The organism is Methanosarcina sp. KYL-1, assembly GCF_024372725.1.
Taxonomy (GTDB): Archaea; Halobacteriota; Methanosarcinia; order Methanosarcinales; family Methanosarcinaceae; genus Methanosarcina.
In genome coordinates, this window is record NZ_VOUA01000035.1 from 1 (window position 1) to 19,803 (window position 19,803).

Here is a 19,803-nt window from a genome sequence, read left to right on the forward strand (position 1 = left end):
TCACTTTGCATATATATAAACGTCTTTGAACAATTGATAGAAAGTTAATCAATTGTAGTATCGGGAAGTTGACGGCTTTCATCCCCCACCTGTCGGGCTACGCCCTCCGAGGAAGGGGACTTCCCGCCTTAGAGTTAAAATTGATGCGATTTAACTTTGCAAACGGGAAGTCCCCTTCCTCGACTCTGAAGGAGGCAGGGAGGGGTAGTTAACTTTGGCAATGACTATAAAATGATAGCTCTAAAACAGATGGCTCTAAAACAGATGGCTCTGAATAAATCTTAGAAAAGTTCACGGAAACAGGTTTCTGGGAAAAGTTTCTGGAAAGAGCTTCTGAAAAAAAGGTAGTTTTTGGTAAAATTCCAGTATCTCTCTCGTTCTCCCTTTTTGCCTTCTTTTCCCTTTATTCGGAGAAGGCCTGAATGTTTTATTTGTTCCCGCTCGAATTCATTCCTTCTCGACTTTGATGGAAATTTCCTTCCATTCATTGTCAATGGTGTGGAGAGTTTCTACCATTGCCTGGATGACGTTTCCTACGATTTTCTGGACAAAGTCGTTCATGGGGATTTTCCTGCCGTCTACCGTAAGTTCGATTTTCACTTCTCTTCCTCCTGATTGTATGTTTCCTGATCGTATGTTTCCTTATTTTATTTTTCTTCTTTTTCAAGCCCGGTAATTGGAGTGCAATAGGGCTTTCGCCGGCTTACCGCAAGCCTGAGCAGTTTTTCTATCTCTTCCGGGCTTTTTGCTTCCCGGACGTCTACATGGTTGTTGCTCACCAGCAGGCAGGGCTTGAATTTCCCGTCGGCTGTGACCCTGAGCCTGCTGCAGTGGGCGCAGAACTCCGAGTTGTCCATGGGGCGCACGAACTCCACTTCCACGCCGTCGATTATATACTTTTTCCGGTGGTGAAGGTGCCGGACCCTTACCTCACTCGCCCTCTTTTCCAGTTTTTCTTCAAGGGCCCGGGAGTCGATCATGTATTCCGAAAGCCGGGGGTCGATGTTCATGAGTTCGATAAGCTGCAGGATAACTTTTCCTTCATAAGGCCGGATGAAGTCCATCATGGCATCGATTTCGTTGTCGTTTATGCCTTTGAGGAGCACCATGTTCAGCTTTACCGGGGTCAGGCCGGCTTCAACTGCGCTGTCGATGCCTTTAATAACCTTTTCAAGAGAGCCCCGGGGGGCTCCGGTAATCTCTTCGTACTTTTCAGGGTTAAGGGAGTCCAGGCTTACGTTTACCCTGTCCAGGCCCGCGGCTTTCAGGGCCTTTGCTCTTTTTTCAAGCAGGATGCCGTTTGTGGTTGCCGAGACTTCTTTAAGAGGGGGGAGGCAGGCCAGGATGTCTTCAAAGTCTTTCCGGAAGAGCGGCTCTCCTCCCGAGAACTTTACCTTACGGACTCCGAATTTCGCAGCTTCCCGGACAATGCCGCAGATAAGTTCCGGGCTCATCTCATGCCCGACGGGGCCGCAGGTGCAGCAGTCTGCCCCTTCATTGTGGCAGTACATACAGGAAAGGTTGCACCTGTCCGTGATGGATATGCGAAGCCCTGTAACTTTACGCCCGTAAGGGTCCACAAGGGCGTTTCCTTCTTGTTTCCTCCCTTTTTCTGTCGGAAGTCGTGAGCTCCCTGAAATATTGTCTTTCATGTTTCCTGATTCAATTTATATAATTTAGGTAATAATATTTTTTGGTAGCGTTCTGGTATGCTTGCCTTGCGTGATTAAAAAATATCCGCCTAAAAATAATTTTTGCTTACCGATATGTTCCAGTTACTATAATACCTAATTGCAGCTAGTATAAATTGATAGCGCAGATCCTCAGAAAATAAGTAAAATAAAATTCTCCAAATTAGGGTTTAAAAGTTTCTTGATGGTTATTTGAAGGCTATTTGAATGGTCATTTGACGGCTTTTTAAAGACTTTTTGGTGGCAATTTGAAGGTTATTTGAAGCCCGTTTGGAGGCCATTTGACGTCTATTTATTAACCCGCTTATTAACCCGCTGGAATTGCCCTCCTTCTTCCGGTAAGCGGTTGCTGTCCTCCTTAAACCAGCCGAATTAATATATATTAATCTGTACAATAGTTAACAAATGACAAAAGGAATACTTATCGCAGGAACCCATAGCGGGGTTGGAAAAACAACAGTCTCCATGGGTATTATGGCTGCCCTCAAGCACAGGCAGCTTAAGGTCCAGCCGTACAAGGTCGGCCCGGACTACATCGACCCTTCTCATCATACTGCCATTTGCGGGCGCCCTTCCAGGAACCTTGACACCTACATGATGGGCGCCGAGGAGGTCAGAATGACCGTAGCCCGGACTTCAGCAGATGCCGATATCGCAGTAGTCGAAGGTGTCATGGGGCTCTTTGACGGGATCGATTCCACGGAAGTTGCAAGCTCGGCACATGTTGCAAAGACCCTTGACTTGCCTGTCATCCTGGTTATAAACGTACACGGTATGTCCCGGAGTGCTGCAGCCATTCTAAAAGGCTATTCCGAATTCGACCCCGAAGTCAGGGTCGCAGGCGTAGTCCTGAACCAGGTAGGAAGCCCGCGGCACGCAGAGCTCATTAAAAATTCCCTTCCCGGAAACATCCCTATAGTCGGGATGATTCCAAGGAGAAAGGATATTGAAGTCCCCTCCAGGCATCTCGGGCTGTACATGGCCCATGAAAAGGATTATAATACTGCGGAAATGGCAGCATTCATCGAGGAAAATGTTGACCTTGATGCAATTCTCGAACTTGCGGAACCCTGTTCTGTCCCCGAATACAGGGAAACCCCCGAGACCGGAACCGATCTCAAAGTAGGGATTGCCCTTGATCCTGCATTTTGCTTCTACTACCGGGACATGTTCGATGCCTTCAGGAACACCGGAGCCGAAGTGGTGTTTTTCAGCCCCATGGAAGGCGAACTTCCGGACGTTGACGGGATCTACCTCGGAGGCGGCTACCCCGAACTCTACGCCGAAACCCTTGAAACTTCCGGGACCACCCGGAAATTGAAAGGTCTTTCAACCGACGGCCTGCCCATTTATGCGGAATGCGGAGGCCTCCTTTACCTCTGCGGGACCTATGAGGTGGACGGCCGGACCTACAAACTGGCTGATGTCGTACCCGCAAACACCCGCATGACAGACAGGCTGAAAGCTCTCGGCTACACCGAAGCCCGCCCCCTGGACAAAAACTTCTGCTCCCATACCATCAGGGGCCACGAGTTCCACTACTCCCTCACGGAATGCGACCGGGATGCGAGGTTTGCATACGAAATGCTCCGCGGAAAAGGTATTCAGGACGGTTTTGACGGCCTTATGGAACACAACACCCTTGCCGGGTACATGCACTCCCACCCCGCAACCTTCCCCGTAGAAAAGTTCGTGGAAAAGTGCAGGGAATACAGAAGAAAGTAAGAAAGTGGTAAGACTGTAGAAAGGCAAGACTGTAGAAAGGCAAGACTGTATAAAGGTAAGACTGTATAAAGGTAAGACTGTAGAAAGGTAAAAATCAGTCCGGTTCCCGGGAAATCATCTGTCTTTTCAGGATTTTTCCAGCCCTTTTTCTAGCCCTTTCTCCTGTGCCTTTTCCCGCTCTTTTTCTTTGTCCCTGTTTTTGAAGTAGACTTTTTTCTCGTAATACCCGAGAGGGTGGCTGATCGTTGCGCAGAGCCCGTCCTTTCCGATGCAGTTCCCGTAGGTCCGCATGGTGTCGCAGGCCGGGGGCTTATAGGTGTTGCCGGTGGCTCCGGCGATGTGCTCGATCTGGTAGAGGGTTTTTTCTGCGTCAAAGTCAGGGGAGACATTGAAGAGGTTCAGGATTTCGTCTACGGACATCCCCACGCTGAGCAGGAAGGAAGTCATGGCAAAACGCATGGAATGGGCCAGGTTCACCCCGCCCTGCACGTTTGCCAGGGCATGGGAGATACAGGGGGGAAAGAGTTCGGGCTCCACTATCCCGAAATCCGTTGCCCCGAATTTTTTCTTCTGGACCTCAAACTGTTCTTTTATCTCGGCAACGTAAGGGGCACAGAACTCCGAGACTTCTTCAGGGATTTCGGGAATGGGGAAGGACTGTTCGATCCGTTCCCTGACGGCTTCCTGAAGCAGCCTTGCAAACTCCTCCCTGGAAATCCTGACCCTGCCGGCCCGGAGCTGGCGGTTTGTCAGTTTCCAGGCAGGCTCCTTCAGGGAATTTGAAAAGCGGATGTAGTCCGTAAAATGCATGCTGAAATAGGAGTCTCTGGCTTCTGCGGAGATCCCGAAATCTTCTCCGAAAGTGAGCAGAAAATCCGGGGTTTCGGTTCTCAGGAGAGTGTAGGCAGCTTTTGCTTCTGCCAGAGAGTAGCGCCGGGTAAAGAGCTGGTCGTCCACACAGGCAACCAGCATCCTGGCAAAAGGATAAGAAAGGAGTTCCGAAAGGACCTGGACTTCTCCGGAAAGAGGGCTTTTTTTAATCTCTCCTTCCAGGGCTTCCCTGACTCTTTCGACCCCCCGGGCTCTTGCAGTCCGGTAAGCCCGGGAATTGAGCAGGCCTTCAAGGGAAATGCCCAGGTGTTCGACGTGGGCAGATGCTTCTGATAAGAATGGGTAAAGCGCTAGCTTTTCAGCTTCCATATCCCATTAGTCCGACTCGATTCTCGGGGCAAGGAGATAGGAAATTCTTCCTGCACCGTTTGCGATTTCGAAATCAATCAGGACGGGGAAGTCTCTTCCGAGGGAGAGGACGACTTCATTGACCTTGTTTGTGGGTTTGACTATGTCAGTCAGGTAGTCCAGGGAGAAAAGGGAGCATGCGTCTCCGGATTTCAGGTCGATAAGCTGGTCTCTGCCCATCTCCAGGCGGACCTGGTCGGTATCGCCTTTTGCTTCCATGTAGAAAGTGTCCCCTGAAACTCCCATGAGCAGGTGGTCGCTGATCTTTTCTGCAGCTTTCACTGCACGCCTCAGGTCTGCCCCGTTCATGACGACTTTTGCAGGCAGCTCAAGCTGGGGGACCCTGGGCTCGGCTCTTATAGTGGAGGGGTCGAGGATGGAAAGGGTATAGGACAGCCCGCCTACATCGATCAGGAGTTTCTGGCTTTTCTCTTCAAGTTCCATCCTGACTGTATCGGTCTTTTCCGCAATCCCCAGCAAGTCCGTGATCTTGTTCAGGTCGATTCCGATTTCACACTCGTCCGCGCTGTATTCCTCAAAAGCTGCTGATCCAAGCTCAAAGATCCCCATTGCGACGTTGGCAGGGTCAACCGCTTTTACTGAAATGCCTTCCGGGTTGATCTTGAACCTAACTTCATCTACAATTACAGCCAGTGCGGCAATCGAGTCTTTCAGAAGCTCTGCATTAATCGCTGCCTTGAACATATTTCTTCTCCGTTAAATAAATTTGAATCTTAAACTCCTTATTGACCCTCGAGATATATAAATTTCTTTATAGATCCGGGAGCTTTCGGCCTGTTTCAAAGGGAAACTTCCGAATCGGGGTAAACAGCCGTCTGGAATCTTGAAAAATCATTAGATTCAAAGTCCCGGCAAGTATATAAAGCTTGGTCAGAAAACCGGAAGGCTTCAGGCTCTACCTGAAGCAGGAAAGAAGCTCTGGGGCCTAAAACTCAATTTTTCGGTAAAGTAATCCTTACAGGTATCCGGGAAACGGGAAAAGGTGTTCAGTCGTATTCTCTCCAGGTGAACCCGCATTTTGTGCACTTGAAGAAGCGAGTCTCGGACTCATCCGCAGACCTGAGCTGCCTGAGCCACCAGGCCGCAGTGTTGTTTCCGCATTCCGGGCATTTTACATTTGTTGTGGGCAGGCCTGAAGTCTGTTCGCCTTCCAGGACCACAACTTCATGATCATCGATCTTAGCTTTGGAAACAAAAGCCTCTGCATTTTTTTCAATCGGTAATGTGTGGCCGCATTTTCTGCACTGTAAATTACCATTTTTAGGAAACATCATACTTTTGCATTTGGGACAAAACTGCATTAATATCACTTTTTGCGTCATTTATCATTTTATTATGGTCAAAAGCCAGTTCAGGAATGGAATCAAACTCAAAAAGTTCAGCGGCAGCGGCGTCAGAACCTGATTTTAATTCCCCTTCTCCTTTTGCAAGGTAGCATACCGATACAGTATGCCTTCGCGGGTCGCGTCCCGGGTCGGAATACACCCCGATTAACTTAATAATCTCTACAGAAAGCCCGGTTTCTTCAAAAGCTTCTCTGGAAGCCGCCCTTTCGGTGCTTTCCCCTATCTCCACAAAGCCGCCAGGAAGGGCAAATTTCCCCTGATACGGGGGATTCTTTCTCTTCACAAGAACAAGCCTGTTTTTAAAGAGGATAACGGTATCAACGGTTAAGCTGGGGGTGTGAGGTCTCATAAAACGCCTTCGTGACTCACTTTCCTGGATATGTCCTTTCCGCTGTCAATCTCCTTTCCGAACTGTGGCTTTTTCCGGCAGGAATGCCAGAGTAAAATAATATATTATTATTGTACTTAATGTAGAAACTCGTTATCGTATTTCAATTATTCTTCTCGTTTTTTTCTTGCTGTGAGCCAGATTTCCCTCTCAAGCAAAAAAGTTTCTTACACAATAGTTGCACTTAAAGCTTTCTCTTTTTTCAATAATGAAGGGCTTTTTCGTTTTTCTTCATCAGAGTTCTTTCTTCTTCCGGGAGACCTTTCTAATAAATGGAAATCTTCCTGTAATCCGTATCAATCCGGTATTTTTCTATTCATATAATCCGGTATTTTTCTATTCATATAATCCGGTATTTTTCTATTCATATAATCCGGTATTTTTCTATTCATATAATCCGGTATTTTTCTATAATAGAAATCTATATCATATTTACCCGGTGCTAAACCCTATCAAAAGTTCGTTCCGAATGTTTGTCTGCTCATGTGCTTATCCGGATATGTTTCCGATCCGGCTCATATCGAACTGCTATGTGCTCATGTGTTTCGAGACCTGTGTCTGACCGCCCCTCTATCAGGTGACTTTGTGCTCATGTGTTTATCCCTGCCTTCTGGTCTGTAATAACTCTGGTATCGGGCATCTGGAAAACGGGATACATAAGTTCTGGCCTCATGGGTCCGGTCACATGAGTCATTCCCCTGAGCGTATGACAGAAACTGCTATGGAAACCTATTAATCATTTTAGAGGATTTCATGTGTTGATTTCTGAAAATTTAAAAACGTCGTGGAATTTTTTCGGGCAGTTCTCCTTAAAGGAAACATAATTCCCCGGAAAAATACGGTCCTCTCTAAAAATGAGTAAATCTAAAAGGAAATAATAAAATAAGCCCAGTACTTTGAAAGATAATGATGATAAACTCTGAAGAAGTAATAACTAAATTCAGGCAAACCCGAAACCTGGTATCAAGCAGGAAATGAATTCGATCTAAGCTGAAAGCGAGAAACAGGCAAGCTGCCTGAGCCTCAAAAAGAAAAAGAATAATAGATACGGAACATAGTTTTGTCATACATACGGAACATAGTTTTGTCCGGGCAAAAAAAAGGTGCATGAAAAATGATCGAAAATGTGCTCTGGCTCGCACTCGGGTTAATGGTTGCGTCATCCATCATCCCTCAGTCAATCGGGATGCGCAAACTTATTGGAGGGATAGGATGGAGTATGTTCTCCATCCACTGGGGTTACCAGCCTCTCCATTACATTGAGATCGGGGACTATGCCAATGTGCTGTTGACCATTGCGTTTGCCCTGTTCTGTTTGCTTGTGGCGTTTATCATGCTCAGGGAGTACAGGGAAGGCCCGATTAAGGTCGGAAATGAGGAGAAAACACCCCCGGAAATTTCAGGTCAGGGCACGAAGGCCTCGACGGATATAACCTCCATGCTTACCAGTGCTACGGCCCTGGGAGCCCTTGTGTATTTCCCGTTTGCTAATTTCTCTTACCTGAACACCTGGATCATCGGCGAAGTTACCTCCCAGGTTGTTTGGGTCCTCCAGTACTTTGACATCCCGGCATATCTGAAGGCATGGAATATGATAACCCTGAACGGCTACACGGTAGAAATTATCCTTGCCTGCACTGCCATCGAAAGTATTGCCCTTTTCATGGGGCTCATAGGTTCGGTAAAGGCTCCCCTCAGGCGCCTGGGTGCGGCCTTCCTTGTATCCGTGCCCGTAATCTACATACTCAACCTGATCAGGGACGTTTTTGTGGTGATGGCCTACGGAGGACAGTGGTTTGGTGCCGATAGTTTCATGATTGCACATAACTATATCGCCAAGGCCGGTTCAGGGGTAGCCCTCTTTATGATTTCGTATGCAGTACTCCGAATTCTTCCGGAACTGCTGGAGATGATCGACGGTTTGTGGGTTATACTCTCCGAAGAAGTGAAGAATCTATTGTACAGATTTGCGGGTGATTAAGGTCCATGCTTGCAAAAGGTTCGGAACCCTGGCTTTTTACGGCTGTATCAGCGACCGTTATGCTTGAAGTTCTTTATGTAGTAACGGGGAGTTCATTTCTCCGTCCTGCAGTTTTCCTTGGAGGGATGTTAACTTTATTTATGCTCCTGTTTTTCAGGGATCCTGAAAGAGAGGTTGAAATCTCGGACACTTACATGATTTCCCCGGCTGACGGCACTGTTATTGATATCAGGGACCGGAAGATCTGCATCTTCATGTTTTTCCAGAACGTCCATGTGAACAGGGCTCCTATTTCAGGCAGCGTCAGGGAAATCATCTACAAGAAAGGCGGATATCTCCCTGCTTTTTGCAAGGACTCGGAAAGGAATGAAAGGAACGAGTTTATCATTCACAGCAAATACGGGGACGTCTGCGTTACACAGATAGCAGGCACAATTGCCCGCAGGATTGTCTCGTACTCCAGGGTAAATGACCTGGTAGACCAGGGACAGCGTATAGGAATGATCCGTTTCGGGTCCAGGGTGGACGTAACAATCCCCGACGAGTTTGACATTGCCGTCAGGAAAGGGGAGCGTGTGCTTGCAGGTAAAACCGTTATAGCAACAATAAAAAATGACACGGACTTTTGAACATGAACGTATTCCAGATGTTAAGGCTCCCGGACCTGGTATCCCTTTTGAACCTGCTCTTCGGGATAGGCTCCATTTCAGCTGCCCATAATGGCTCTTTTGACCTGGCTTTGATCTTCCTCCTCCTCGCGGCAGTCGCAGACGGGGCAGATGGCTACATAGCCCGGAGGTTCAGCGGAGGAGAACTCGGGGAGCAGCTGGATTCCCTTGCCGATGCAGTCTCTTTCGGAGTTGCTCCTTCCCTTATCATATACTTCGGTTTCGGAGGAGAAGACCTTCTGGTTCCGATATTTTCGTGTTTCTACGCCGTTTGCGGGGTACTCCGGCTTGCCCGTTTCAATGCCCTCCCCTCCAAAAAAATAGGGTTTGAAGGCCTTCCTATCACCGCAGGCTGTGTTATGCTGGTATCCTACTTGCTCCTGGACATGAGCCTTCTAAGGATAGACTTCCTGCTTGTCCTGACCCTTGCCCTCTCCTTCCTGATGGTGAGCACGGTAGCTTATCCCAAGGTCCGGAACATAAAGATCCTGGCTTTCGTAGCTTTCGTTTTCGGGGTTACGGTACTCCTGTTCTTTGTAAACCCTTACTATATGCGGCTTTTTTCGGTGGTGCCCTTTGTCTTGATGCTGACTTACCTCTTATCCCCCTTCCTCAAGGTCCCCCTGCTGAGCAGTGCAAACAATAAAAACGGAAGGGCAGGCAGGAAAGGATGACCCCGTTCAACATGTCTGCAGATAAATATTCCAGATAATATTCCAGATAATATTCCAGATAATATTCCAGATAATATTCCAGATAATATTCCAGATAATATTCCAGATAATATTCCAGATAATATTCCAGATAATATTCCAGATAATATTCAGATAAAAATTTCAGATAAAAACAAGATACAAAAACGCAGGAGATCTCCACTTGACTGAAGGAAAGATAACTGACAGGGACAATGCCCTTTTTGAGGCCGGGATAAAACTCGGAGCCCTCTATCACCAGTTTACGGGCTCTCCCTTGAACATGAAAACAGCCTCAAGCCTTGAAAAAGCTATCCAGGAGAGTATCTCGGTCCAGCCCTACGTCGAAGACATTTCCGTGCAAATCGACCGGGAGATGCTGAAGAGCAAGTTGAACAGTGAATTCGGCTATTCCGAACTCCAGGGTCCCATGCTGAAAATCAAAATCACTGTAAAATATAGCACTGCAAGGGTAAAAGTGGGGATGGCGTACGACCCGGAGCTGAATTATCCTCTCATGAAAATTGAAGAAATTGAAGAAATAACGGTTTGAGCATTGAAGAAATAACGGTTTGAGCATTGAAGAAATAAAGTTTTGAATCTAAGCGAACTTCACTTCATCTGGCATGAAAGTACTTCGACGTGAAAAGTACTTTCCTTTCTTTGTGCCTGTTATTTTGTAGAATTTCATGTTTGTTTTACTTTTCTTACTTTTTTCACTTTTTTGTAGCCGTCCTGTTTCTTATTCGATAAATCCCTATTTCGATAAATCCCAATTATATAAATGAGGAGTGACTATATATTCTTTAAAAAAATATCCTTATAAATAGGGTAGGTCATTGGGGTCCAGCTCGTTATTTTTTTCTGCTGAAAGATTCCGGACCTTTTAGATTGTTAAAATTGTCGGAATCCTTCCGGGGGGGAGAGGATTAGTTTCTTATTGATATCCGAAGACTCGGGGCCTGAAGAACTTGAGGCAATAGCCATTGCAGTACACTCTCTTGTAGGGCTCCCCACCACCATCCGCAGTCTCAGGCGAAAGGGGCTCCGGCTGGAAAAGGGGGAAATCCTTGACAGGGACTACACCGGGCCTGTACTCGAAGAGGTACTAAGGACAGGCAGGACCATACGTGAAGTCCCAATAGAAGGCACGTACAGCTGCAGGAACGTGGTAGTGTCTCCCATCTTCTCGGAGGACGGGAAGGTTATTGCGGCAGTCGGGATTGTGGACCTGCTGTCCCTCCTTGAAATGCAGGAGATAATCAGGACCGTGATAAGCAACAGCCCTGCAGTTGTTTTTTTGTGGAAAAATGAAGAAAAATGGCCTTCTGAGTTCGTATCGGAAAACGTGGTCAAGTTCGGGTATACGGCAGAGGACTTTACTTCAGGCAGGGTCCTGTACGGGGATATCATCCACCCCGAGGACCTGAGGAGTGTGGAAGAGAATCTTGAACAGCGGATCCGGGAAGGGGCTGTTGACTTCAACATGGAGTACAGGATCTTTACGAAAGCCGGGGACCTGCGCTGGGTGAACGAAAGGACTTTTATCCAGCGAAACCCGGAGGGGGAAGTAACCCACTTCCAGGGGATCGTCCTGGACGTAAGTGACCGGAAGGAGAGTGAAGAGGCCCTCAAAAAAGCTCTTGAAATGCAGGAGTCGCTGAAGACCATAATTAATAACAGCCCGGGAGTGGCTTTTTTGTGGAAAAACGAAGAAAACTGGCCTGCCGAATACGTTTCGGAAAACGTGACCCAGTTCGGGTATACGGTAGAAGATTTTACCTCAGGGAAGGTGCTTTACGGAAACATCATCCACAGGGATGATCTCGGAGCAGTGGTTGAAGCCCTTGAACGCAACATTGCAGAGGGACAGGACTCTTTCGAGATGGAATACAGGATCTTTACCGGAGACGGAAAAATGCTCTGGGTGGATGAGAGGACCTTTATCCAGCGGGACACGGAAGGCAATGCGACCCATTTCCAGGGCCTGGTCGTTGATGTTACCGAAAGAAAAGAAGCCCTTGAAATGCTTGAAGTCCAGAGGGAGCTTGGAATGGCCCTTAGCACCACCTGGAACCTGCAGTCCATGCTCAACCGGGTCCTGGATGACTGCTTGCAGATAAACGGGATCGACGCCGGGGGCATATATCTCAAGGACGAACTCCTGGACCAGATAAACCTGGTGGCACACAGAGGAATTTCTCCCGAGTTTAAAAGAAGGGTTTCCAGATATAAGGCCGATTCCAGGGAGGCAAGCCAGATCTGGGCAGAAAGGCCCATCTACTCCCTGGACTTTTACTCCGAAGAAATGGCTGATGCAATCAAAGAGGAAGGGATCACGGCGGTTGCCATAATCCCCATGAAATACAAAGGGGAAATCATAGGCAGCCTGAACTTTGCGTCCCGCACCCTGGACAAAATTCCCCGGAATGTCCGTAACTTCCTTGAAAGCATCGCTCTCCTGGTGGTAAATCACATAGCTCCGATCCGTATCCAGGCGGAACTGTCGTGAAACCCGGGTTTCCGGAATGCCTTCTAAGCTTCGTACCTTTTCAAGCTTCTTACTTTTTCAAGTCTTTTCAAGCCTTCTCAAGTCTTTTCAAGCTTCTTTTTTTGCAGCCTCAAAAGCCGCTACAACCTTTTTGTTCTGTGCCGGAGTGCCCACAGTCACCCGGATGAAGGTATCTCCAGCCTCCCGGAAGGAGTCACAGGGGCGAACGATTATGCCCTTTCTCATGAGGGATTCGGTAACTGCTTTTGATTTCAGGGGGGAGACATCCACGAGCACGAAATTTGCCTGGGAAGGATATACCCTGAAGGGGATCTTTTCTATCAGGTATTTCCTGCCTTCCCTGGCAAGTTCTATGCTTTTTTGGAGGTGTTCGGCATCCGAGAGGGCTGCAACCCCTGCCCTGAGGGCGGGGAGGCTTACGGAAAATGGCGTTGCAGCCCGCAGGTACTCTTTTGCAAGCCATTCCGGCATTATCCCGTAGCCCAGGCGCAAGCCTGCAAGCCCGAAAACTTTGGAGAAGGTCCTGCCCACAACCAGGTTGTCGTACTCCCTGATGAGTCCGGCCAGGTTTTCGTCTGCGAACTCCACGTATGCTTCGTCCACGAAGACGAGTGCCTTTGTGTTTTCGACAATTCTCCGGAGGTCGGCTTCGGGCAGGAGGTTGCCTGAGGGGTTGTTTGGGGAGCAGAGAAAGATTATTTTTGTCCGGGAAGATTCGGCTTCCAGGACCTTTTCGGGGTCTAAGGAAAAGTCCGGGTTTCTTCCGACAAAGACCGGTTTTCCTCCGCAGGCCCTGGCCGGCAGTTCGTAATAGGCAAAGGTGGGGGTCGGGACAACGACTTCGTCTCCCTTTTCAATCATGATCCTGCAAAGCCCGTCCAGGAGCCCGTCCATCCCGGGCCCTGAAGCTACCAGGTTCCGGACCGGAAAACCCGTGTACACCGAGAGGGCTTCCCTGAGTTCCCGTGCGTCGGCTGAGGGATAGATATTTGCCCCCGGGGCTGCTTCCACCAGGGCCTGCACGGCTTTTTGGGAAGGGCCAAGAGGGTTTTCGTTTGAGCCGAGTTTGATGATCGATGCAGGGTCAAGCCCGTAGGCCGAGGCAATTTCCTCAATGGATTTTCCCGGCACGTACTCTGCGATCTCAAAGATTTCCTTTTTTATGAGTTCAGGCCTGCTCAATGACATCAACTACCGTATCTATCTGCTCTTTCGTAATCACGAGCGGAGGGACCAGGCGGAGCACCGAGTCCGAGGTGCAGTTCACGAGTACGCCGTTTTCCCTTGCAAAGTCGACAAACTTGCCGCAGGGGTACTTGATTTCAACCCCTACCATGAGCCCTTTCCCGCGGACTTCCACAACGTCGTCCCTGGCCATGTTCCTGAGCTTTTCTGTAAAGTAAGCCCCCATTTCCTTTGAACGTTCAAGGAGCTTTTCTTCCCTGATGGCCTCAATCGAAGCCAGGGCTGCTGCACAGGCAAGGGGCCCGCCCCCGAAGGTTGAGGCGTGCTGTCCGCGCTCGAAACTGATCCCATCGCGGGCCGCAATGGCTCCCATGGGGAAACCTCCTCCGATAGCCTTTGCCATGCTCATGATGTCGGGCTCAATCCCGAAGTGTTCCTTGCAAAACCAGGTGCCTGTCCTGCCAAAGCCTGTCTGGACCTCGTCAAAGATAAGGAGGGTCCCGGTCTCGTCACAGATTTCCCTGACCTCTTTGAGGTAACCGGCATCTGGCACGTTCACCCCGCCTTCTCCCTGGATCGGCTCCAGGATCACGGCGGCTGTGTTTTTTGAAATTGCTTTCCTGACCGCGTCGGCATCGGAATAGGGAACAAAGGCGGTTTCCGAACTCACCGGAGGCATGAAGGGGTCCCTGTACATGCTTTTGTGGGTTACGGAAAGCGCTCCTATTGTCCTGCCGTGGAAAGAGTGTTCAGCTGCCACAAATGAGCTTTTTCCCGAGACCACGCGGGCAAGTTTCATTGCGGCTTCTACGGCTTCTGCCCCCGAGTTGCAGAAAAAGACGCGCTCCATGCCCGTGACCGAGACCAGGTTTTCAGCAAGTTCGGCCTGGATTTCGGTGTAGTAGAGGTTGGAGGTGTGGATCAGTTCCCCGGCCTGGGCCTGGATCGCCCTTACCACTTTCGGGTGGCAGTGTCCCACATTGTTTACTGCTATCCCGGCCACGCAGTCGATGTACTCCCTGCCGTAGATGTCCTGGACAAGTGCCCCCCTTCCTTTAGAAAGCACCAGGGGCTGGCGCCCGTAAGTCTGCATTACACATTTTGCATCCTTCCCGATAACGGAATCATACCTTGCCTGTGGGTCCTGCGGGCCCTTTGTTTCTTCTGTCAAGTAAACTCCTTTCCTGAAATTTGTAATCATAAACGGTTGATTTTGAAGTTTTAGCGGGTTATTATGTTTGAAGTTTAACGGGTTATTATGGTTTGAAGTTTAACGGGTTATTATGGTTTGAAGTTTAACGGGTTATTATGGTTTGAAGTTTTAATGGGTTATTATGTTTGAAGTTTAACGGGTTATATGGTTTGGAAGTTTTAGTGGGTTATTGCATTTACGTTTATTTTGAATTTTTAGGGGGTGCTGAAAACCAGATAATTCCCTGATTCCCTAATAATGTTACTGCTCCTTCTAAAAAAAAGAAATTCCTTTTATACAGTTCATCCTTTCCGGGAATTCGTCCTTTTTTGCCTTTTTCTCCCTTTCTTATGGAGCCTGTTTTTCCCATAAGGATGAAGCGGCATTTAAGGATATGGGTGAAGTGGATGGAAGAGAAAAGGATGGAAGAGAGCGGACATAAACGGGACTTAAGCGGGAATATTCCGTTTTCGGACCTTTCCCTGTTTATATATGGTGTTCTCCGGTTCCCGAGTTTCTTCCGGACATCCGGGAGCCTGTGAAACGCCTGCTTCTTCCTAAAGCCCTGGTCCTGGCAGACCTTCTTTCCCTGCCGGGCACAAAACCATTTTTGGCTTTTGTCTTTGTTTTGGTTTTTGTCTTTGTTTTAAGCAGGGTTTCGATTTCCACCACTTCAAGTGCCTTTACGAGCCCCTCTTCGGGAGAGTTTTCTTTAAACCCTGTGGCTGCCTTTTCAGCCGCCTGGCTCTCAGAGTTCTGGACTTTTCTGAACGCTGTTTTTTCTGCGGGTTCCCGGATAAAGGATACTCCGGAAGGTGCCCTGATTGTGCCGTCTACCCTTGCCTTTTCATGCAGGAACACGGAGTCGGCCTTTATTCCTCCGTAGATCCGGCTGTTTCTTCCTATGCGGACCTGCCCCTTTGAAACAAGGCTGCCGTGGACGGTGCTGTTGTCCCCAAGGGTAATTTTGCCTTCCGAATGGATGCTTCCCTGCAGGGTCAGGCCTTTTCCTCCCTCCAGTGATTGCGCTTTAATATTCCCTATAAGGATGCAGCTGTTTCCTATTTTGGCTTCTCCGGAAACCTCTATGGCTTCCGGGGAGACTTTTGTGCCGGCAGGCACGACCAGAAGCTTTTCACCAAGCCGTGGGCTCTCTTCATCGTCTTCACAGTCTTCGAAGAGGTCTTCAATGGCTTTTTCAACTTCTTCGCCCTTTCCTAGGCGCATCATTTCCCTTATGTACAGGAAGAGGAACATGATTACGGGCACGGGGTTCCTGACCACTATCCAGCCTTTGGTTTCGAACCCGGCTTTGACCTTCACCTCTTTTCCGACGTCAAGGTCTCCGTTGACGGTCAGTTTCCCGTCAATTGCCACGAATTCTCCCAGATAGGCGTTTTTCCCGACCTCTACGCTGCTTCCCAGTTTTGACCACATGTCAATCCTGGCATCGGACTTTGCCACGACTTCCCCCGAAACGTTCACCCCTTCCCCTATGATGACCGTGTTTCCGAGTATGCCGTATTCAATGCTGGAGTGATTGCCGACAATAACGTCTCCATCCACTACAATCCTGTTTTCCTCGATTCTGGTGTTATCGGGAATCAGGAGGGACCTGAGGATCTGTTCTGGCTCTGAGATGCTCTCACTCTCCGGGGGCATGCTGCCTGAGTATCTTTTATGAGTTTTAAGAATTTTACGTATATTCGAAGGTATGCTTCTTGAAACTTTCCTCAAAAATCCTTTTTAGGCCCACTTTGAAAGGCCTTCATCCGAAAATTACTCTCTATGATATAGATATATTCCTGTTCTTTTTTCAGTTTATCCTGTGAAAATGCTTGAGCAGTAAGGATAACATCTCTAAGAATAACGTCCTATATATATTATCCCTAACTACACAAAAATTCTAATTACACGAAAGTCCTGGCTGCACAAAATTTTTGCAATATGAGAAGAGACTCCTCAAAGAAAAAAAATAATATTGAAAAAGAGTGCCTTATGGCTTATTCTTCTCTTTTCGACTCAATCCCTACCCGTACATCCACTGCCGGTCCGTTTTCGAGGTCCCGGATCTCGGCAGGGGACAGGAGCAGCTGTCCTGTTGCAAGCAGCCTTCCGGCTTTGTCCGTGACCAGCACCTCTTCTCCGGCCCGGATATCAGGGTCAAGTTCAACCACATGCTTTGCAAAGGCTGTTTTGCCCTTTGCAATAAAAGGTGCGGCATCTTCGCAGACCGTGACCCTGAGTTTCTTTTCCGGCAGAAATCCGTGGAGGACGGAAGCTGCCTCCATGCTCAGGGTAAAAAACCCGTCCTTTGCTCTTGCAGTGGCGATACGCTTTCCGGAGTGGAAGACCTGGCGCACCCTTTTTGTACGGGATAACTGGAACGTTGCCCCGTCCGGGAAAAGTTCTTTTCCCGCGCCTTTCCCGAACTGGTAATCCGCAATCATACGGACTCTGGAAAGTCTTTCTTTATCACTGTCCATGAGGGTAAATAATATACAGGCCTTAAAGCCGTTCCGGTCATTCCCTGTTTTGGAGAAGGGGTGAAAAGAAATGCACATTTTTATTTTCTGAATGAAATAAAAAACTATTTATATTGGTATCTTTTAAGCAATAAACTGCAGGAAGGCATGAAACCCTGTAATGAACCTGGCAATAATGTAAGGAACTCCGGGGCTTAAGGTCGCAGGTAGAAGTCCCCTGCATGAATTACGTTTCTAAAAAGGAAAAGTCGAGGCCTGTGTTGATTCGCAAAAACATTTCTCTGGATGAAGCCCACCTACAGAAACTCCAGCCCTTGCTTGAAAAACACAATGGAAATTTGAGTGCAGCAGTAAGGGAAGCTATTGATTTGCTTAGCCTTGCCCTTGAAGGGCATGAAACTCCCGAAGGGATGGCTGAGAGCCTGAAGAAAAAAGAGATCTACTCCGAAACCTGGGAAGAACTTATCCAGAGAGGGGAATGCATCCTTATGAGCCAGCAGGTGCTGAGCTGGCTTATAAAAAACGCTTCAGGTAGGCTTATGGACAGTGACGTTGTCTACGAGCTGATTAATCCGTACAGGATAACCACAATCTCCGAGTTGAAAGAATACCTTAACTGCAGAAGCAAACGCAGGGGCTGGAAAATTCAGATTTCTATCTCCTGCAATGACGAAATCGAACCTGAATATGCCACCATGGACTTTGTCGGAGGAGACAGGGATTTCCGTGAACTTCTGATAGAGATTGTCTGCATCTTTCTTGCACGCTGGATGAACCTTGATGTGGAGTCTGTGTACCGGAAGTCTAATTCATCCACCATCTACCTGAGGAGTTTTGTCCGGCATGACCCGCAGGAAATTGCTCCGGGTGTCTGGAAGTACTTCGGTTCGAAGGAAGTCCTGTACAGGGAAGTGGAAAGAAAACCTGAGTTCTGGATAACCCTTTCCGAGCTTTACAGAAGTTTTAATTACCAGAGGGTAGACATCGACAAAAACCTCTTTGAAGCCCTGGTTGGCGGGAAACTTCCTGATATCACGAAATATTTCGAGATCAAGGCCGGACGCTCCCTGCACGAAATCCCTCTCCCCGAGTTGCTCCCCCTTTTCAAACGCCTGGTGATGGCTTCCCAGCTGGTAAGTGATGTTGAGGTGTGTACGGAAAAAGGGCAGGAATACATAAAAATCCTGCATGACTATTCGGATGAAAAAGTTGTTTCAAAGCTTGTGCAGATGTTTTCCAATGTTTTTGAAATGGGCTGGCATACCTTCCGCGTAAGCTCGGTATCCGAGCTGATAATATTCGATTTTTCTGTTTCCGGGCTCCCTGAAAGGTATTCCTCCGCAAGTTTTTCCTGAGGCCGGAAATCGCAATTAAAATTTAAGAAATTTTATATATACCTGCTGATTATGTAAACGGTATATATTAACTATTTATTATATTGGCCATTTGTTTCCATCGGTTCTATCATCTATCAGCCTATCATCTATCAGTCCTATCGGTCATTTACTTCTATTAATCATTTAATTGCCGCAAAATGTCGGGCTGCTTGAATAAGCACTCTAAAAAAGGTCGAGGTAAGCTCTTGATTCGGAAAAACGTCTCCATGGAAGATGCATATCTTCAAAAACTGCGTCCTTTTCTGGACGAAAATAACGGGAATTTGAGCGCGGCAATAAGGGATGCTATAGCTCTTGCGGATGCTGCCCTTAAGGGCCATGACTCTATTGAGGACGCAATGGAACAGCTCAGCGGAGGCCAAAACTACCCTGCAATCCGCAACAGCCTGATTGAGAGTGGGGAATGTGTACTGATGAGCCAGCTTGCCGCCAAGTGGCTTATAGAGAAAACCGACGGCATCCTGGTTGAAGATGAGATCGTTAGTGAGCTTTTCAATTCTTACCACATAAAGACCGTTCCCGAACTTGTGGAATATCTGAATACCCGTAGCAGGAACCTGGGCTGGGGGTTGGAAGTTTCCACCATGCACTCCGAAGCCGATAAAACCGAGGTAATCGTGCTCGAAGGCGGAGATCCGAGTTTCAGGGCTTTTATTGCCGAAGAAATTTCCATCTTCCTGGGCCTCTATCTGGACCTGGATATCTCTTTTATCCACAGGAAGTCAAATTCGGTCCGGATCTATCTCAAGGAGTACTTTTCCACGGGCAAGGAAATCCCTCCCGGTATCAGAAAACACTTCGGGACCCTGGACTACACCTTCAAAGAGATTAAAAGCAGGCCGGATTTCTGGATCTCCCTGGTGGAAAGGTACAGGATGCACAGGTACCAGAGGGTTAACCTGAACATGGAAGTCTTCGAAGCTTTCCTTTCGGAAGAAGTTCCTGACGTAACAAGCTTTTTTGAAGCTTCGGCAGGCAAGCCTATAAAGGAAATTTCTCTCTGTGAGCTGATTGTCATTTGCAGAAAACTGTCTTCGGTTACCCAGCTTGTGAGCGACGTTGAGAGAGTGCTTGTGGAAGGAAAGATGACTGTAAAAATCCGGCATCCATATTCAAGTGAAAAAGCCGTAATCAAGCTTATCGAACTTTTCTCTAAAGTTTTCCGGGCTGCAGGATACCTTTTTGGGGTAAAAACCGTCTCTAACCTGATTATCCTTGAATTTGAAGAAAAGTGTTGATAAGATCCCGGTTCTTTTGCTTATCTCGGAGAAAATGGGAAG

General features: G+C 48.0%; 19 protein-coding genes. 8 read left to right on the plus strand and 11 right to left on the minus strand.

Translation table 11 applies throughout. From position 1 onward, the window contains the following. Nucleotides 1-447: 447 nt before the first annotated feature. Together FTO70_RS16160 and moaA are read right to left on the minus strand one after the other, a co-directional pair. Entirely contained in the window at nucleotides 448-600 is a 153-nt protein-coding gene (locus FTO70_RS16160; protein WP_255336802.1) for a hypothetical protein, read from the minus strand. Nucleotides 601-647: 47 nt separating this feature from the next. Beyond that, entirely contained in the window at nucleotides 648-1,652 is a 1,005-nt protein-coding gene (moaA, locus tag FTO70_RS16165; protein ID WP_255336803.1) for a GTP 3',8-cyclase MoaA, read from the minus strand. Nucleotides 1,653-2,096: 444 nt separating this feature from the next. On the opposite strand from moaA, the gene FTO70_RS16170 reads away from it, so the two are divergent. Continuing rightward, nucleotides 2,097-3,416 (plus strand): cobyrinate a,c-diamide synthase, encoded by a 1,320-nt coding sequence (locus FTO70_RS16170; RefSeq protein WP_255336804.1) that lies wholly within the window; start codon nucleotides 2,097-2,099, stop codon nucleotides 3,414-3,416. A 126-nt stretch (nucleotides 3,417-3,542) separates the two neighbouring features. On the opposite strand, the gene priL is transcribed toward FTO70_RS16170, so the two are convergent. From priL to FTO70_RS16190, 4 genes are all read right to left on the minus strand, one after another. Continuing rightward, on the minus strand, nucleotides 3,543-4,616 hold the full coding sequence (priL, locus tag FTO70_RS16175; RefSeq protein ID WP_255336805.1) for a DNA primase regulatory subunit PriL: 1,074 nt from the start codon (nucleotides 4,614-4,616) through the stop codon (nucleotides 3,543-3,545). Between the two features lie 6 nt (nucleotides 4,617-4,622). Then, entirely contained in the window at nucleotides 4,623-5,360 is a 738-nt protein-coding gene (locus tag FTO70_RS16180; protein ID WP_255336806.1) for a DNA polymerase sliding clamp, read from the minus strand. A gap of 302 nt (nucleotides 5,361-5,662) precedes the next feature. Further along, nucleotides 5,663-5,977 carry a transcription factor S gene (locus FTO70_RS16185; RefSeq protein ID WP_255336807.1) on the minus strand — a complete coding sequence of 105 codons (315 nt, stop codon included), beginning with the start codon at nucleotides 5,975-5,977 and terminating at the stop codon, nucleotides 5,663-5,665. Continuing rightward, a complete protein-coding gene (locus tag FTO70_RS16190; protein WP_255336808.1) occupies nucleotides 5,937-6,371 on the minus strand; it encodes an NUDIX hydrolase in 435 nt (144 codons plus the stop codon). Before FTO70_RS16190 ends, FTO70_RS16185 begins: the two co-directional genes overlap by 41 nt. Before the next feature lie 1,153 nt (nucleotides 6,372-7,524). Here FTO70_RS16190 and artA point away from each other — a divergent pair. The 5 genes from artA to FTO70_RS16215 all read left to right on the plus strand — a co-directional run bounded on the left by artA (nucleotide 7,525) and on the right by FTO70_RS16215 (nucleotide 12,263). Then, on the plus strand, nucleotides 7,525-8,391 hold the full coding sequence (gene artA, locus FTO70_RS16195; RefSeq protein ID WP_255336809.1) for an archaeosortase A: 867 nt from the start codon (nucleotides 7,525-7,527) through the stop codon (nucleotides 8,389-8,391). A gap of 5 nt (nucleotides 8,392-8,396) precedes the next feature. Continuing rightward, complete coding sequence (locus FTO70_RS16200; protein WP_255336810.1) at nucleotides 8,397-9,020, plus strand: phosphatidylserine decarboxylase; 624 nt, start codon at nucleotides 8,397-8,399, stop codon at nucleotides 9,018-9,020. 2 nt (nucleotides 9,021-9,022) lie between these two features. Next, the gene (locus FTO70_RS16205) at nucleotides 9,023-9,733 is read left to right on the plus strand and encodes an archaetidylserine synthase (RefSeq protein WP_255336838.1); all 711 of its coding nucleotides are present in this window, start codon (nucleotides 9,023-9,025) and stop codon (nucleotides 9,731-9,733) included. A gap of 202 nt (nucleotides 9,734-9,935) precedes the next feature. After that, complete coding sequence (locus tag FTO70_RS16210; RefSeq protein ID WP_255336811.1) at nucleotides 9,936-10,304, plus strand: dihydroneopterin aldolase family protein; 369 nt, start codon at nucleotides 9,936-9,938, stop codon at nucleotides 10,302-10,304. Between the two features lie 387 nt (nucleotides 10,305-10,691). Beyond that, nucleotides 10,692-12,263 (plus strand): PAS domain-containing protein, encoded by a 1,572-nt coding sequence (locus FTO70_RS16215; RefSeq protein ID WP_255336812.1) that lies wholly within the window; start codon nucleotides 10,692-10,694, stop codon nucleotides 12,261-12,263. Between the two features lie 87 nt (nucleotides 12,264-12,350). Here the strand turns inward: FTO70_RS16215 and hisC are convergent, their stop codons facing one another. From hisC to FTO70_RS16240, 5 genes are all read right to left on the minus strand, one after another. Further along, the gene (hisC, locus tag FTO70_RS16220; protein ID WP_255336813.1) at nucleotides 12,351-13,451 is read right to left on the minus strand and encodes a histidinol-phosphate transaminase; all 1,101 of its coding nucleotides are present in this window, start codon (nucleotides 13,449-13,451) and stop codon (nucleotides 12,351-12,353) included. Further along, a complete protein-coding gene (locus FTO70_RS16225; protein ID WP_255336814.1) occupies nucleotides 13,432-14,649 on the minus strand; it encodes an acetylornithine transaminase in 1,218 nt (405 codons plus the stop codon). Before FTO70_RS16225 ends, hisC begins: the two co-directional genes overlap by 20 nt. A 193-nt stretch (nucleotides 14,650-14,842) precedes the next feature. Further along, nucleotides 14,843-15,010, minus strand: a complete 168-nt coding sequence (locus FTO70_RS16230; protein WP_255336815.1) for a hypothetical protein — start codon at nucleotides 15,008-15,010, stop codon at nucleotides 14,843-14,845. 116 nt (nucleotides 15,011-15,126) lie between these two features. Continuing rightward, nucleotides 15,127-16,302, minus strand: a complete 1,176-nt coding sequence (locus FTO70_RS16235) for a hypothetical protein (protein ID WP_255336816.1) — start codon at nucleotides 16,300-16,302, stop codon at nucleotides 15,127-15,129. 341 nt (nucleotides 16,303-16,643) lie between these two features. After that, nucleotides 16,644-17,126 (minus strand): PUA domain-containing protein, encoded by a 483-nt coding sequence (locus FTO70_RS16240; RefSeq protein WP_255336817.1) that lies wholly within the window; start codon nucleotides 17,124-17,126, stop codon nucleotides 16,644-16,646. A gap of 221 nt (nucleotides 17,127-17,347) precedes the next feature. On the opposite strand from FTO70_RS16240, the gene FTO70_RS16245 reads away from it, so the two are divergent. Together FTO70_RS16245 and FTO70_RS16250 are read left to right on the plus strand one after the other, a co-directional pair. Then, nucleotides 17,348-18,481, plus strand: a complete 1,134-nt coding sequence (locus FTO70_RS16245) for a hypothetical protein (RefSeq protein ID WP_255336818.1) — start codon at nucleotides 17,348-17,350, stop codon at nucleotides 18,479-18,481. Between the two features lie 227 nt (nucleotides 18,482-18,708). Beyond that, nucleotides 18,709-19,761, plus strand: coding sequence for a hypothetical protein (locus FTO70_RS16250; RefSeq protein WP_255336819.1), 1,053 nt, complete (start codon nucleotides 18,709-18,711; stop codon nucleotides 19,759-19,761). Nucleotides 19,762-19,803: the final 42 nt, after the last annotated feature.